Origin of the sequence: Wenyingzhuangia heitensis (assembly GCF_011762155.1) — a bacterium.
Lineage (GTDB): Bacteria > Bacteroidota > Bacteroidia > Flavobacteriales > Flavobacteriaceae > Wenyingzhuangia > Wenyingzhuangia heitensis.
The window spans coordinates 886,941-902,469 of record NZ_JAASQL010000001.1; the positions used below are offsets into that span (position 1 = coordinate 886,941).

General features: G+C 29.8%; 13 protein-coding genes and 1 tRNA gene. All 14 read left to right on the top strand.

Annotation, left to right across the window (positions count from 1 at the left end; all coding sequences use genetic code 11):
- Nucleotides 1-3: 3 nt before the first annotated feature.
- The gene (locus FHR24_RS03775) at nucleotides 4-1,119 is read left to right on the top strand and encodes a glycosyltransferase (RefSeq protein WP_208412277.1); all 1,116 of its coding nucleotides are present in this window, start codon (nucleotides 4-6) and stop codon (nucleotides 1,117-1,119) included.
- Between the two features lie 12 nt (nucleotides 1,120-1,131).
- Complete coding sequence (locus FHR24_RS03780) at nucleotides 1,132-1,695, top strand: LbetaH domain-containing protein (protein ID WP_167184080.1); 564 nt, start codon at nucleotides 1,132-1,134, stop codon at nucleotides 1,693-1,695.
- Between the two features lies 1 nt (nucleotide 1,696).
- Nucleotides 1,697-2,659 carry an NAD-dependent epimerase/dehydratase family protein gene (locus FHR24_RS03785; protein ID WP_167184083.1) on the top strand — a complete coding sequence of 321 codons (963 nt, stop codon included), beginning with the start codon at nucleotides 1,697-1,699 and terminating at the stop codon, nucleotides 2,657-2,659.
- Complete coding sequence (locus FHR24_RS03790; RefSeq protein WP_167184086.1) at nucleotides 2,660-3,406, top strand: glycosyltransferase family 2 protein; 747 nt, start codon at nucleotides 2,660-2,662, stop codon at nucleotides 3,404-3,406.
- 4 nt (nucleotides 3,407-3,410) lie between these two features.
- Nucleotides 3,411-4,340 carry an NAD-dependent epimerase/dehydratase family protein gene (locus tag FHR24_RS03795; RefSeq protein WP_167184089.1) on the top strand — a complete coding sequence of 310 codons (930 nt, stop codon included), beginning with the start codon at nucleotides 3,411-3,413 and terminating at the stop codon, nucleotides 4,338-4,340.
- Nucleotides 4,341-4,455: 115 nt separating this feature from the next.
- Nucleotides 4,456-4,800, top strand: coding sequence for a four helix bundle protein (locus FHR24_RS03800; protein WP_167184092.1), 345 nt, complete (start codon nucleotides 4,456-4,458; stop codon nucleotides 4,798-4,800).
- 112 nt (nucleotides 4,801-4,912) lie between these two features.
- Nucleotides 4,913-5,869 (top strand): MraY family glycosyltransferase, encoded by a 957-nt coding sequence (locus FHR24_RS03805; protein ID WP_167184095.1) that lies wholly within the window; start codon nucleotides 4,913-4,915, stop codon nucleotides 5,867-5,869.
- Nucleotides 5,870-7,102, top strand: a complete 1,233-nt coding sequence (locus FHR24_RS03810) for an oligosaccharide flippase family protein (protein WP_167184098.1) — start codon at nucleotides 5,870-5,872, stop codon at nucleotides 7,100-7,102. It begins immediately after the preceding gene.
- Between the two features lies 1 nt (nucleotide 7,103).
- Nucleotides 7,104-8,465: an O-antigen polymerase gene (locus FHR24_RS03815; protein WP_167184101.1), complete on the top strand. Its 1,362-nt coding sequence runs from the start codon at nucleotides 7,104-7,106 to the stop codon at nucleotides 8,463-8,465.
- A 3-nt stretch (nucleotides 8,466-8,468) separates the two neighbouring features.
- On the top strand, nucleotides 8,469-9,596 hold the full coding sequence (locus tag FHR24_RS03820) for a glycosyltransferase family 4 protein (protein WP_167184105.1): 1,128 nt from the start codon (nucleotides 8,469-8,471) through the stop codon (nucleotides 9,594-9,596).
- A 156-nt stretch (nucleotides 9,597-9,752) separates the two neighbouring features.
- Complete coding sequence (locus FHR24_RS03825; protein ID WP_167184108.1) at nucleotides 9,753-11,642, top strand: polysaccharide biosynthesis protein; 1,890 nt, start codon at nucleotides 9,753-9,755, stop codon at nucleotides 11,640-11,642.
- 1 nt (nucleotide 11,643) lies between these two features.
- Nucleotides 11,644-12,426 (top strand): polysaccharide biosynthesis/export family protein, encoded by a 783-nt coding sequence (locus FHR24_RS03830; RefSeq protein ID WP_167184111.1) that lies wholly within the window; start codon nucleotides 11,644-11,646, stop codon nucleotides 12,424-12,426.
- Between the two features lie 12 nt (nucleotides 12,427-12,438).
- Entirely contained in the window at nucleotides 12,439-14,799 is a 2,361-nt protein-coding gene (locus FHR24_RS03835) for a GumC family protein (protein WP_167184114.1), read from the top strand.
- A gap of 111 nt (nucleotides 14,800-14,910) precedes the next feature.
- Nucleotides 14,911-14,987 (top strand) — tRNA-Thr (locus tag FHR24_RS03840).
- The last annotated feature ends 542 nt before the right edge of the window (nucleotides 14,988-15,529 follow it).

Below are 15,529 nucleotides of genomic sequence, written 5' to 3' on the forward strand. Positions count from 1 at the left end.
TTTATGATCAAAGTAAATCAAGTTATTAGCAATATAGATAAAAACTCAGGGGGGACTGCAACTTACCTACAAGGGCTATCAAATGCTTTATCAAATAAAGGTATAAGTTTAACCATTACAACATTACAATCTAATAGTCCTTTAAAGTTAGATGATAAAATTGATGTAAAATTTTATCATAAAAATAAAAAAGATGACATCTCAGAAAATAGAAACTATGATGTTGTTCATATAAATGGGATATGGGAGTTTTTTATTCATAAAATGGTGAGGTTAACCCTCAAAAATAAAACTCCATATATAATATCACCACATGGAATGTTAGAGGAGTGGTCTTTAAACCAGGGTAAATTAAAGAAAAAAATAGCACTATGGTTATTTCAAAAAAAAGATTTATCAAATGCTGCCTGTATTCATGTAACAGCTCTTTCAGAAAAGGAGAGTGTTCGCAGGTTGGGTATAAATAATCCAACTGCAGTTATTCCGAATGGTATAGCTGTTTCGGAATTTCCTAAAGACCCATATATAGGAAATAAAAATAAAAAAACATTCTTATTTTTATCTAGAATACATCCAAAAAAAGGGATTGAGTTTTTAATTCAAGCTTTTGCAGAATTAAAACATTCTGCAAAAGAAGATTGGATAATTAAAATTATAGGTAATGGAGATAATGAATATATAGAAAGTTTAAACAATAAAATAATAGCAGAAAATCTTTCTGAAAGTGTAGTAATATTACCACCAATATTCGATACCGTAAAAAAAATAGAAGTTTTTAGAAAGGCAGATGTTTTTGTATTGCCAACGTTTAGCGAAAACTTTGGAATTGTAATAGCAGAGGCTCTAGCTAGTTATACGCCTGTAATAACAACGAAAGGAACTCCTTGGGAAGATTTACATAAAAATAGTTGTGGGTGGTGGATTGATATTGGTGTTGAACCTTTAAAAAAAGCATTGGAAGAAGTTTTAAATTCTGATGAAGAAGTGTTAAAACAAATGGGTCGCAATGGTAGAAAACTAGTTGAAGAGCAGTATTCAATAGAGACTGTGGCTAACAATACATTAGAGATGTATAAGTGGGTGGCAAACAAGATAGAAAAACCAAAGTTTATAAATTAAAAATTTAAAATAATGGAATCAAATAATATTACTTATCAGGATTTAAAAAACTATAAATATGATTTAAAAAGAGAACGTTCAGTTTATTTTATACAATTATATAAAATTATTGATTTACTACTTATTAAAACCACTCCAAAGTTTTTACATTCTTGGAGAGTTTTTATATATAGAATGTTTGGAGCATCTATAGGAGAAGGTGTTAAAATAAGTGCTTCAGCAAAGCTACTTTACCCATGGAATATTACAATAGGAAATCATTGTTGGATTGGTGATAACGTTGAGTTATACAGCGTTGATAAAATTATAATTGGTAATAATGTTGCATTTGCTCATAATATATTTGTAGCAACAGCTGCGCATGATGTAAATAAAATATTATTTCCCACTATCAAAAAAAGAATTGTAATTAAAGATGAAGCATGGATTTCTAGTAATGTTTTTATCAATATGGGGGTTACCTTAAATAAAGGAGTTGTTGTTGGTTCAGCTTCAGTTGTGACCAAAGATTTACCAGAGGGGTATATTTGTGTAGGTAACCCTGCTAAGCCGTTAAAAGAAAGAAAAACAAAATAAAATGAAGAGAAAAATATTAATAACGGGCGGGTCTGGATTTATTGGCACTAATCTAGTTCAGTATTTTTTAGATAAAGAATTTGAAGTTTTAAATATTGATGTTAAAGAGCCGAAGAAAACAGAGCATTTCAAACATTGGGTTAATATTGATATTACTAACTTTGAGTTACTACAAAAAGAAATAATATCCTTTGATCCTAAATATTTTGTTCATTTAGCTGCCCGTACAGATTTAGATGGTACTACTTTAGATGATTATAGCGCAAACAATATAGGTGTTGAAAATATAATGAAAATAGTAAAGCAGTTAGATAAGTTAGAAAAAATAATCATAACTTCTTCTATGCTTGTTTGTAAGGCTAACTATCATCCTAAAGATCAGCATGATTTTGCTCCAACAACTGTATATGGAGAAAGTAAAGTACAAACAGAAAAAATAGTATGGTCTAATACACCAGTTTGTGACTGGGCTATAATCAGACCTACATCCATATGGGGTCCTTGGTTTGATGTTCCTTACAAAAACTTTTTTGATATGGTAATAGCTAAGAAATATTTTCATATTGGAAATAAGAGTTGTACAAAAACATATGGTTATGTAGAAAATGCAGTTTATCAAATAGAACAAATGCTTTTTTCAGAAACAAATAGTGATTTAAATAAAGTATTTTATATAGGTGATTATGATCCTACAAATATTGAGGTTTGGGCAAATGAAATCTCAAGTGAATTAGGGTTTTCAGTAAAAAAGATTCCTTTTTCTTTAATTAAAGGAGTTGCCTTTTTTGGAGATTTTTTAAAAGCTTTTAAAGTTAATTTTCCAATGACTTCATTTAGATTAAAAAATATGACAACAAATAATATTGTTGATTTGTCTAATACTCAGGTGATAGCACCAAAATTACCAATTACAAGACAAGTAGGAATTGTGAAAACTTTAAAATGGATAAATAATAATAAATAAATGAAAATATCCATCATAACCGTTTGTTACAATAGTGAAGCGACTATTGAAAAAACATTAAAATCTGTAGAAAGTCAAAGTTACCCTAACGTAGAATATATAGTGGTAGACGGAAATTCTAAAGATAATACCGTGCAACTTATTCAGCAATACAACTCTATAATAACCAAATGGGTATCAGAACCAGATAAAGGATTGTATGATGCTATGAACAAGGGTATTGAAATGGCTACTGGAGATTTGGTGGGGATTTTAAATTCAGACGACACTTTTTACGATGAAATGGTTTTACAACAAGTAGCCAACTTTCATAAACAAAATAATATTCAAGCATCTGTAGGGAATATTACTCAGCATAATGAAGAGGGAAAAACCGTAAGAAAATACAGTGCTGCCAACTGGAATCCTGAAAAATTAAGAATAGGGTTTATGCCTGCGCATCCCGCTCTCTTTATAAAAAGAGAATTGTTTGATAAATATGGGAAGTATGCCTTAGATTTTAAAATTGGTGCTGACTATGAGCTAATTACTAGATTTTTTTTAAAAGAAAAAATATCTTGGAAATATTCGGAAATCACTACTACTGCTATGCTAATAGGGGGAGTAAGTAGTTCGGGGTATGAGAGCTATAAATTAATAACCAAAGAAATAGCCAAAGCATTAAATAGAAATAATATTTCTTTTTCGTACACAAAGATTTTTTTAAGAGGATTTTGGAAGTTGGTAAGTTTTTTAAAGAAAAAATAAAGAAATGATTGTCTTAATTACAGGGAATACAGGTTTTGTAGGTCAAAACTTAACAACGTATTTAGAAAACAAAAATAGATGTCAAATAAAAGGGGTTTCTAGAAGTGATAAAAACAACCAAACAATAACATACCAAGATTTATCAATAGAAGGGTGGAATAAAACTTCTGTTTTAGTCCATTTAGCAGGAAAAGCTCACGACTTAAAAAAAACATCTGAAGATCAAGAATATTTTACAGTAAACACAGAATTAACTAAAAAACTATTCAATCAATTTTTAGAAAGTACCTGCGAAACGTTTATTTACATGAGTTCTGTAAAAGCAGTAGCAGATACAGTAGAGGGAACATTAACAGAAGAGGTTGATCCTAATCCAATAACGGTGTATGGACAATCTAAACAACAAGCAGAAGCTTATATATTAGCGCAAACGTTACCAAAAGGAAAACGAGTTTATATATTAAGACCTTGTATGATTCATGGTCCTGGGAACAAGGGAAATTTAAATGTACTATATAGTTTTGTGTCTAAAGGAATTCCGTACCCTTTTGGAGCTTATGAGAATCAACGTTCATTTTTATCGGTAGAAAATTTATGTTTTGTGATTCAAGAATTAATCAACAATAAAGAGATACCTAGCGGTGTATACAATATAGCGGATGACGAATCATTATCTACAGTGGATTTAGTGAAAATTATTGGAGAAGCAATAGAAAAGTCTTCAAAAATATGGAACATATCTAAAGGAATGGTAAAAGTAATAGCCAAAATAGGAGATATCATACCTATTCCTGTAAATTCGGAACGCTTAGATAAATTAACAGAAAATTATGTGGTAAGTAATGTGAAAATTAAAAAAGCAATAGGCAAAGAATTTCCTGTAACAACAAAACAAGGAATTGTGAAAACAATACAATCATTTAAAACCCAATAACCGAAACCAGACCACCGAAAAACGAACCTAGAGCACCGAAACCCGAACATCGAATAACGATCATCGGAAAACGAACCTCGAGCACCGAAACCCGATCATCGGAAAACGAAATACTATGGAATCAAAATTAGAAGTTTGGAAATTATCACACGAATTGACACTGGAAGTATATAAAATTTCAAGTAAATTTCCGTCTTCTGAAAGATATGGTTTGACAAGTCAAATAAGAAGAAGTTCTAGTAGCGTTCCAACAAATATAGTAGAAGGACAAGGGAGGCAATATAAAAAAGAATACATTCAGTTTTTATACATAGCAAAAGGTTCTTTGGAGGAAACAAATTATCAATTATTTCTGGCTAGAGACATAACATATATAACAGATGACAAATATGATGAATTAGAGAAAATGTGCATAAGGATTAAAATGATGTTGTATAAGTTGATCAAATCACTAAAATAATAACCGATCACCGATCACCGGAAAACGATCATCGGAAAACGAAACCCAAAACCCAAAACCCGAACATCGATCATCGGAAAACGACCATCGAAAAACGAAAAACGAAAAATAAATGTATCTAATTATCTTTTTAATTTTAGCAATGTCGTCTCTAGTGTATTTAAAACTAGCAGAAAAATTTAATATTATAGACAAACCCAATCAAAGAAGTTCTCATACAGTTCCAACTATAAGAGGAGGGGGGATTTTATTTGTTTTTGCATTTTTAATATATCAAATACAAGTTGAATTTCAAGAAATATATTTATTGCTAGGGGTGTTAATAGTGGCTGTGGTTAGTTTTATTGACGATATGATAACCTTAAGCTCTAGGGTAAGATTTCCTTTTCAGTTAATAGCAATTGCATTGGTAGTGTTTCAAATAGGGATCTTTAACGAATCAATTTGGTTGGCAGCATTGATAATTTTTGCTGGAACAGGCTATATTAATTTTTCTAATTTTATGGACGGAATTAATGGAATTACGGGCTTGTATAGTTTGGCTGTATTAATAGGTGTTTATCTTTTAAATTTAATATCACCAGTAATAGAGTTAGATTTAATTCGTTATGAAATAATTGCAATTTTAGTATTTGGCTATTACAATTTTAGAAAAAAAGCTCGTTTTTTTGCAGGGGATATTGGTAGTATCGCTATTGCTCTGATACTTTTATACATGGTAATGTCTATGGTCTATAAACTAAACTCACCTTTGTACTTGTTGCTTTTAGTGGTGTTTGGATCGGATGCGTTTTTAACCATGGTATATAGAGCTATCATAAAAGAAAAAATAACCGATCCTCACAGACATCATATTTATCAAAAATTAGTAGATAGAACGCAGTTAAGTCATTTACAAGTAGCGGGTTTATATGCGGTACTTCAGCTTATAATTATTGGAGTAGTGTTTTTAGTGTTACCTTATTCAACACAGATACATTACACAGCAACAATAGGAGTTATAGTTATAATGATAGCGGTCTATGTAATTAGCTTTCAGAAATTAGAAAAGGTAAAAGAGCTTAAATAAATGCTAAAAGCAACAAAGGCACTTCATCATATTGTAGGAAACATAACAGCCCTATTCTCATTAAAAGTAATAGATTTAGGTTTAAGTTTATGGTTAATTCCTTATCTAATAGTTAAAGTGGGTTTGTATAACTATGGGGTTTATGCATTTGCAATGTCTTTAGTATTGTTTTTTGAAAATATTTTAAATTATGGGTTTCATTTGTCTACAGTAAGAGAATTGTCTAAGTATAAAGACAATCACAATAGAGTTGAGCAAATAGTGAATCAAGTAATTTCCGTAAAGTTGTTCTTAGTGATCTTATTAGGTGTTCTTTTTATTCTTTTAAGTTTTACCATTCCAGAGTTTTCGAAACATATAAACCTGTATCTCTTTAGTTCGTTGTTATTGTTAAGTGGTTTCTTTTCTTTGCGATGGTTTTTTATGGGAATAGAAAAAATGAAGTTTATCACATTTATTCACTTAGCTGCAACGCTTATTTTTGTAACACTATCATTGGTGTATATAAAAAAAGCAACAGATTATAGTAAAATACCTTTGTATGAAGCTATAGGAGGGGTAGTGACAAATATATTTTCTTTTGTTTGGGTTTTAAAAACACAGAAAATAAAAATAAAGCTATTAAGTATAAAAGAGATTATTAAGTATTTAAAACTAGAGTTCAGTTCTTTTATCAACTTATTAGTGCCATCAACCTTTGGAGTATTTATTGTGTTTTTATCAGGCCTTTTGGGAATGCCTTTTTATGTTGGACTTACCCAAATAGGAGTGAAATTTACTGCTGCATTTACCACCTTAAATACAATTTTAACTAACGTTTTTTATCCTTTGGTAAATAGAAAAGAGATATTTAAGAGGGCTACAAAAAAAATATTAATAGGATCAGGTTCTGTGCTGAGTTTGGTAATGTTTGTTGTAGGGGAATATTTGATAAAATGCTGGTTACATTTTGAGAACGGAGAAATGGAAGAAAATATGATTCGTATTGTTAAATTTTTAAGCCCTATTCCATTTTTGGCAGCTATAGTGTCTAGTTATGGGGTTAATGATTTATTAACACGTTATAAAGACAAACAGTTTGGCTTTATAACAATAACCACTAGTTTAATAATGTTAACAATGGCAGTTATATTAATTCCTATATATCCAATAATAGGGGCAGCTTTAGCTTTTGTGATTGCGAGATTTGTATATGCTATTTTATCCTATTACTTTTCCACCCAAATTGAATAAAATGAAAAAAAACATAGGTTTAATAACTAGTAATAAAATGTTTTTATTACTAGCTTTTTTTACGGCTGTGTTTGCATACACAAACAATGGAGAAAGATACAATAGCATAATACTTACTGTTTTTTTATTAACGGGCTTAGGAGCGTTGTATGGCTTGTTTTTATCTATAGATAAAAAAGCAATTTCTATAAATAAAACCTATTGTTTATTTCATTATTTCTTTTTTTCTTTAGCTCCAATAATTCAATTTAAAAATAGTTCAACATTTCATTTTAAGGGATATATAGAAGATGCTGCATATCTAAAATCTGGTCAAGTTGTTTTAATTTCGTTAGTTACATATTTATGGGTTTATAAATGGTTGTACAGTATTAAAATTAAGTATTCAAACCCTTTGTCCTCTAATAATAACTCGCAAAGTTTTAAGACCATAAACCATAAAAAATTAATTGTTTTTAGTTACTTATTAGCATTTATCTCTATTGTGTTTTATTTGTACTTATTAAAGTTTAAATGGGATCTGTTAATTTATAGGCCTTTTTCTTATGATTTAAAAAACAATACAAATCTTGGATTAGTAGGCTATTCTTTGTTACTAATAGTGAGATTAATTCCTTTTATTGTTTTAATGAATTATATTCTATTAGGATTTAAAAAAAACAAATATGCTTTTGGTTTATTAGTTTTCGTATTGTTTTCTTGTTTTCCAACAGCTTTGTCAAGAGGAATATTAGCAATTATATATATTCCTTTAGTAGTAATATATATGCCAATATTATCAAAAAAAAACTATTATATTGGAATGTACTGTTTAGGGATATTAGTTGTGTTTCCATTATTTAATATGGTTAGAGATCTAAGGACAGTTGGACTTAGGGTTAGTTATAAACTGTTTGATACAGGACATTTTGATGCTTTTCAGAATTTTACCTTGTTGTTAAGAGAGAAAATAATAACAAACGGAGAGCAATTGTTAACCAGTGTGCTTTTTTTTGTACAAGAAAATACTTGGCCTAATAAACCTCCAGGAACAGGTCATTTAATGGGAGAAAAATTATATTTTGAATATTTAAATATATCAATGCCTTGGATTGGTGAGGGGTATGCCAATTTTGGTTATTTTGGTGTTTTTGCTTTTATTTTTATTATAGCAATTGTAAATGTGTTTTTAGATAGGTGTAAATTAAAGAACAAGTGGATAAACTTCTATTTTTATATGTTTTTAGGTTATGAATTTTATTTATTAAGAGGTGATTTATGGAGTGCATCTAAAATATTTGTAAGTTTTACCTTAGCTATTGTTTTGGTGTCTGTAACGAACAGTTTATGGATGAATATATCAAAAGGGAAAATAAAGGGGTAGTATATGAGTAAACAAAAGGTAGTATTAATTGTTATAAATGTAGATTGGTTGTTTTTATTGCATCGGTTGGCAATAGCTACGGCATTAAAAAAAGAAGGTTGGAGAGTTATTGTTGCTGCTAAAAATACAGGAAAAGGAGAGGAGATAGAAAAAAAAGGTTTTGAATATATTGATATAAATATATCTCGTTCAGGAACAAACCTTATAAAGGAATTTGTAGCTTTTTTTAATCTTTTTTTTATCTATAAAAAACTACAGCCTGATGTCGTATATCAGATAACGATGAAGCCGGTAATATATGGATCTTTAATTTCTAGAATTCTCAATATAGCAACTATTAATGCAATAAGCGGTTTGGGATATAATTTTACAGATCAACGAAAAAGTTTAGTACAAACTTTAATGACAAAGATGATGTCATTAGGTTTTAATAAAAGAAATAATAGCTTGATTTTTGAGAACCCAGAAGATTGTTCTGAGTTAAAAAAAATAGGAATTATTAAAAAACATAATAGAGTCACTATTATTAAAGGAATAGGGGTGAATCTAGAAGAGTTTAAGCCTTTAAAAAATACAGAATTAGAGAAAGTAATAATATTGCTGCCCACAAGAATGTTATGGGATAAAGGAGTAAAGGAGTTTATAGAAGCTGCTATCTTATTAAAAGAAGAGTATATAAATAAAGCAAGTTTTATTCTTTGTGGTCGGCTTGATTATCAAAATAAACAAGGAGTGCCTAAAGAATACTTAATTAAAAATCAATTTAAGGGATATTTGGAGTGGTTAGGAAATCAGACAGATATGGTGACTCAATACCAAAGAGCAGATGTTGTTGTGTTACCTTCTTATAGAGAGGGACTACCAGTGGTGTTGATGGAAGCTTGTGCAATGGGAAAGCCTATAGTAACAACAAACGCGATAGGTTGTAAAGATTGTGTAGATGATGGTGAAAACGGTTATAAAGTCAATGTGAAATCGATACAGGAACTAGCTAAAGCAATCCGATATTTGATAGACAATCCTAAAGAAAGAGAAAAAATGGGAAAAGCATCTAGATTAAAAGCAGAAAAAGAATTTGATAGGAAATTTGTAATAGAAAAGCATTTAAAGTTATTTCATGAATTTATATAGGAGACTCCTTCAATTAATTGTTTATTAACTTTTATTTAAACAAAAACTTTGTGTTTTTAATACCTTTGATAAAAATAACAACATTCATTTAGTAATTTGTAGATTCTATAATAAACAAAGGTTAATAAGTGGGAATGAAGTTATATATTTGTCTTTATGAAAAAATACGTAGTAGCTAAAATTAGTAAAAATATACCTAGGTCGCTAGTGCTATTGATAGATTTATCAATAGTGGCCGTTAATTTTATATTTTCTTACTTTATATTAAATGAATTTTCTTCAGATTTAGATTTGATGAAGCCTTTTATTCAATTGCCATACGTAATTGTAATAACTTTAATAAGTTTTATCACTTTAGGGTCTTATAAAGGAGTGATTAGACATACAGGATTAAGAGATACGATTAGCATATACTCAAGTGTGAGTTTGTTAGCTCTATTGTTATTAATCGCAAATTATATCATTATCAAGTTTGATTATTCCCCAATATATGTATTGACAATTTCAAATATCATTGTACTGTTTTTATTAAATACAATTGCCTTAATTACAAGTAGGTTTTTGTTTAAATTTGTGTTTAAATCATTGTTGAAGAGGTCTTTAGATACGGTAAATGTGATCGTGTATGGAGCTGGTGAACTAGGTACAATTGTATATTCAACTTTAGAGAAAGAAAATACACAGAGAAGTAAAGTACGTTGTTTTATTGATGATGATCCTCGAAAAAGAGGAAATAAAATAGATAGAATTGACATACATAGCAATGCCCATGTAGATAAAGAATATGTTGAGTCTAGAGAAATAAAGGAGGTAATTATAGCCATAAAAAACCTGTCACAAGCAAAGTTGTTGGAAATTTCGGATAAGTTTTTAGCTATGGGTTTAAAAGTAAAAATGGTGCCACCTGTAGCGAATTGGGTAGGGAGTGATTTACAATTAAATCAAATTAAAGAAATTAATATAGAAGATTTATTAAATAGAACACCTATACAAATAGAAAATCCGTTAATAGAAAAAGAAGTAAGTGGAAAGGTGATCTTAGTTACGGGTGCAGCAGGTTCTATAGGATCCGAAATTGTACGCCAGTTAACAAACTATAAATGCAAAGAGGTTGTTTTAGTAGATCAGGCAGAATCTTGTTTGTATGATGTGGAACAAGATTTAAAAAGAAAACAAAAAACAAATTTAACCTGTTATGTGAGTGATGTAAGGGATAAAGGAATGATGAATAAAATATTTATGACACATCAACCCAATATTGTCTTTCACGCAGCAGCCTATAAACATGTTCCTTTAATGGAAGCAAATCCATACGAAGCTGTTAAAATTAATATTGGAGGAACTAAAATTATTGCCGATTTTTCATGTAAATACAACGTTGATAAATTTGTGATGGTGTCAACAGACAAGGCTGTTAACCCTACAAATGTAATGGGGGCAACAAAAAGAGTTGCTGAAATGTATATTGGTTCTAAAAATAAAATAGGGAACTGCACAAAATTTATTACGACAAGATTTGGGAATGTATTGGGTTCAAACGGTTCAGTAATTCCATTATTTAAAAGACAAATAGCAGAAGGGGGACCAATTACATTAACACACCCAGATATTACTAGGTATTTTATGACAATACCTGAGGCATGTCAGCTAGTAATTGAGGCTGGATCTATGGGATGTGGAGGTGAGATATTTATTTTTGATATGGGTAAGTCAGTGAGAATTATGGATTTGGCGAAAAGAATGATTAAGTTGTCAGGGCTTGAGTATCCTTCAGATATAGATATTAAAATAACAGGATTACGTCCTGGGGAAAAATTATATGAAGAATTGTTAAATGACGGAGAAAATACCTTACCAACGCATCATAACAAAATCATGATAAGCAAGTCTGAAGATTTTGACTATGAGGAAAAAATAAAGTGTATTGAGTTTTTAATCAAAGAAAATAACCCCGAAGATTTTTTAAGTGTGGTATCAAATATTAAAAAAATAGTGCCAGAATTCATATCGAATAATTCTATCTTTGAAAATCTTGATAAAAAATAAAATGAAAAAAATAAAAAAGTTAGGTGTAAGCATATTAATGTTGTTAATTGTCTCTTGTGCTTCAAGAAGAGATGTGATTTATTTACAAGATTTAAAAGAGGGAAATAATCAAGATACAGAAGTTTTTAAAAACTCCTTTAGTGCTCCAAAATTTAAAACTGATGATAGATTAACAATCAATGTTTCGTCAATAAACCCAGAGGCGGCAAGACCTTTTAATTTATCTGTAGCGTCTTTTAATACAGGAGGAGTTCAAGCAACAAGTCAACAACAGCAACAATCTTATTTGGTAGATCAAAAAGGAGATATAAATTTTCCACAGCTTGGAAAAATAAATGTATTAGGACAAACAAGAATAAGTCTAGAGGTTTTTCTAGAAAAAAAAATAAAACCATTTTTACCAGATGTAAAGGTCAATGTTCAACTAGTCAATTTTAGAGTATCTATTTTAGGGGAGGTTAAGACTCCTGGTGAATATATAATCAATAGAGACAAGATATCAATTCTCCAAGTAATTGCATTGGCAGGAGACTTAACTATACATGGGAAAAGAGATGATATTAAGTTGATTAGAGAAGAACAAGGAGGAATTAAACATTACAATATTGATCTTAGATCGAAGGATGTAATAAATTCTCCTGCATATTTTTTGCAACAGAATGACATAGTATACATTTCTCCAAACAAACCACAGGTAAATGCATCTGCTAGTTCACCTACAGCTTCATACATTATTTCAGCAACAGGATTATTGATTACAATTATTTCTCTTTTAACAAGATAAGACAGACAGATTATGGAAAACAATTTAGGGAATAATTATGCAAAACAAGGAGAGTCTATCAATATTAGAGCTGAGATTGAAAAATATTTAATCCATTGGAAATGGTTTTTGTTATCTGTATGTATATGTGTTGGTCTAGCTGTTTTTTACGCAAAATCAAAAGTCAATATATACAAAACAAATACAAGTGTTTTAGTAAAAGAAGAGGGAGGAGCATCAGAATTACAGGCTTTTCAAGATTTAGCATCGCTTGGTGGGGGAGTTAAAAATAATGTGTCTGATGAGGTAGAAGTTTTGAAATCCAGAACCTTGGCAAATGCTTATGTTAGAAAGTTGGAACTTAATTTCACGATGTATCAACAAAGAGGTTTGAAAAACGTAGAGTTGTTTAATAATAGGCCATTGAGTCTTAGAGTGTTGTCTGATAAAGAAATATTCTATCAATTAGATACAATTGTAGAGTTGACAATAATTAATGATAAAGAATTTGAATATAAAATAGAGGGAGGGGATGAATTTACGAGACTAGGTTTTGGAGAAAAAATGAATATAGGGGACTATGAGTTTTTGTTAGTACCTACTTTTCAAAAGTATAGTGATAAAAATAATAACTTTTATCAGGTAGTATTTGAAAATAGCAACTATATAGTTGATAAATTTCAAAAAAAAGTTTCTGTAGTAGAAATGGACAATGCTAATATTATAACAGTTGAAATTGAATATCCTATAAAAGATAAAGCAGAGTTAGTTTTAAATACCATGATAGATCTGTACAACCAGATGTCTATCGAAGATAAAAATTTGGTAGGTCAAAAAACAGATGATTTTATAACAAAAAGACTTCAAGTAATAAAGTCCGAGCTTGATGAGGTGGATAAAATGGAAGAAGTTTATAAGTCTGAAAAACAAATTACAGATATAGGGGTTCAGTCTAAGGTATTTGTAGATGCAAAATCAGAGAATGAACTAGAAGTTTTTAGTAAAGAAACAGAACTAAGAATGGTTGAGTTTATGCTCGAAGATATAGAGAAATCAAAAGAAGATTTTCAACTACTACCAACAAACATAGGAGTGAAGGATAATTTATCTCTAAATGCTTCTGTAGCTAAGTACAACGATTTGTTGTTAGAGAGAAATAGGTTGTTAAGAAATTCATCTAGTTCAAATCCAGTAGTTCAAAACTTAAATTCAGAATTACTTAATTCTAGACAAAATATTACTGCATCTTTAAAAAATATAAAAAAACAACTTGAGATTACTATAGCTTCATTAAGTACTGTAGAGAGAAAATTTGAAGAAAGAATTTCTAGCCTACCTAAACAAGCCAGAGAATATAGAACAATACTTAGAAGGCAGAGTATTATTGCTAATTTGTATTCTTATTTATTACAAAAGAAAGAAGAAAATGAAATATCGATGGCAGTAACACTTTCTAATGCTAAAGTAATTGATCGTGCATATAGTACAATAAACCCCGTTGCTCCTAAAAAACCAATTATTGCTTTAGTAGGTTTAATTTTAGGACTTATAATTCCTTTTGGAGTAATATATATAAGTGATTTGCTTGATACAAAATTCCATACCAAAGGAGATTTAAAAGGAGTGGTTTCTGTACCATTATTGGGAGACATTCCTTTTGACAATACAGAGGAAAAAGTAGTCATAAAAAAAGGAAGCAGGACAAGTACAGCGGAGGCTTTTAGATTGTTAAGAACCAATTTAGACTTTATGCTAACACCTGTAGAGTCTAAATCTAAAATTATATTTGTGACTTCCACTATTTCTGGAGAAGGGAAAACGTTTGTTTCTGTAAACACAGCAGCTTCATTAGCTCTAACGGGAAAAAAAGTGTTGTTGATGGGAATGGACTTAAGAGCTCCAAAAATCACCCAATATTTAGGATTGCCGAATAGAAATGGTGTGACAAATTACATTATAGACAAAGAGGCTGTTTTATCTGAAATGTTAATTAAACTACCTGGTTTTGATAATTTAGACTTATTAAGTTCGGGGGTAGTACCTCCAAATCCAGCAGAATTGTTGTTAAGTACTAAAATAGCTGAAATGTTTACTGAGCTGAAAAAAATGTATGATTATGTTATTGTAGATACAGCTCCTGTTAATTTAGTAACAGATACACTAATGCTAAGTAAACATGCAGATATGTTTTTATATGTTTCTAGAGCTAATTATTTAGACAAACGTATGTTAGAAGTGCCTGAAAGATTGTATCAAGAAAAACGTTTACCAAATATGGCTATTTTGATAAATGGCTTAGATCACAGTAGAGGATACGGATACGGTTATGGAGGATATGGATATCCTGCAGAAGAAAGTCATAAAAACTTTTTTCAGAAAATATTTAAAAAATAAAAGTTAAAAACCTCATTTTCAATGAGGTTTTTTTATGTGAAAAAAAAAGATTACTTTTTTAAATAAAATGTTTGCTGAATTGTAAAAAGAGACTATATTTGCACCCGCAACGCCGATATAGCTCAGCTGGCTAGAGCAGCTGATTTGTAATCAGCAGGTCGTAGGTTCGAGTCCTATTATCGGCTCCAAAGAGACAACATTAGTTGTCTCTTTTTTTTTGTCTTATGTTTAGCTTAGTAAGAATTGTCAGTTTTAGTAAACTCTAAAAAGTATCCAAAGACTTTAGTATTGATTTCAATTTTAAAAAAGAATAATTACAATGTCACTTCGAGTGACTTTCTGAAATAAAATGCAAGAAATTTGTATTGAGAAGTCATGCTTTAGATAGAATAGTTTTTTAAAAAGACATTAATTTCAACATCACTTTTGTGAGTTCTTAAAAAAACACAAGAAATCCCATAGCTTCGGCAGTATCTAGAAGTTGTAACTTTGCACAGAGTAATTTGTTGTTTTCAAAGTCCATTAACTTTAATGTCACTTCGAGTGAATTTCTGAAATAAAATGTAAGAAATTTGTATCGAGAAGTTGTTTTAGTAGCCATCATCTTTTTTTAATTTGTAAAGTCAGGTAGGGTTTCTGTGGGGCTAAGCTGTCTAATTAATCTTTTTTTAAATAATACTTGCGATTATAGATATAATTTATACATTTGCTGTATCAATAAGAATTATGA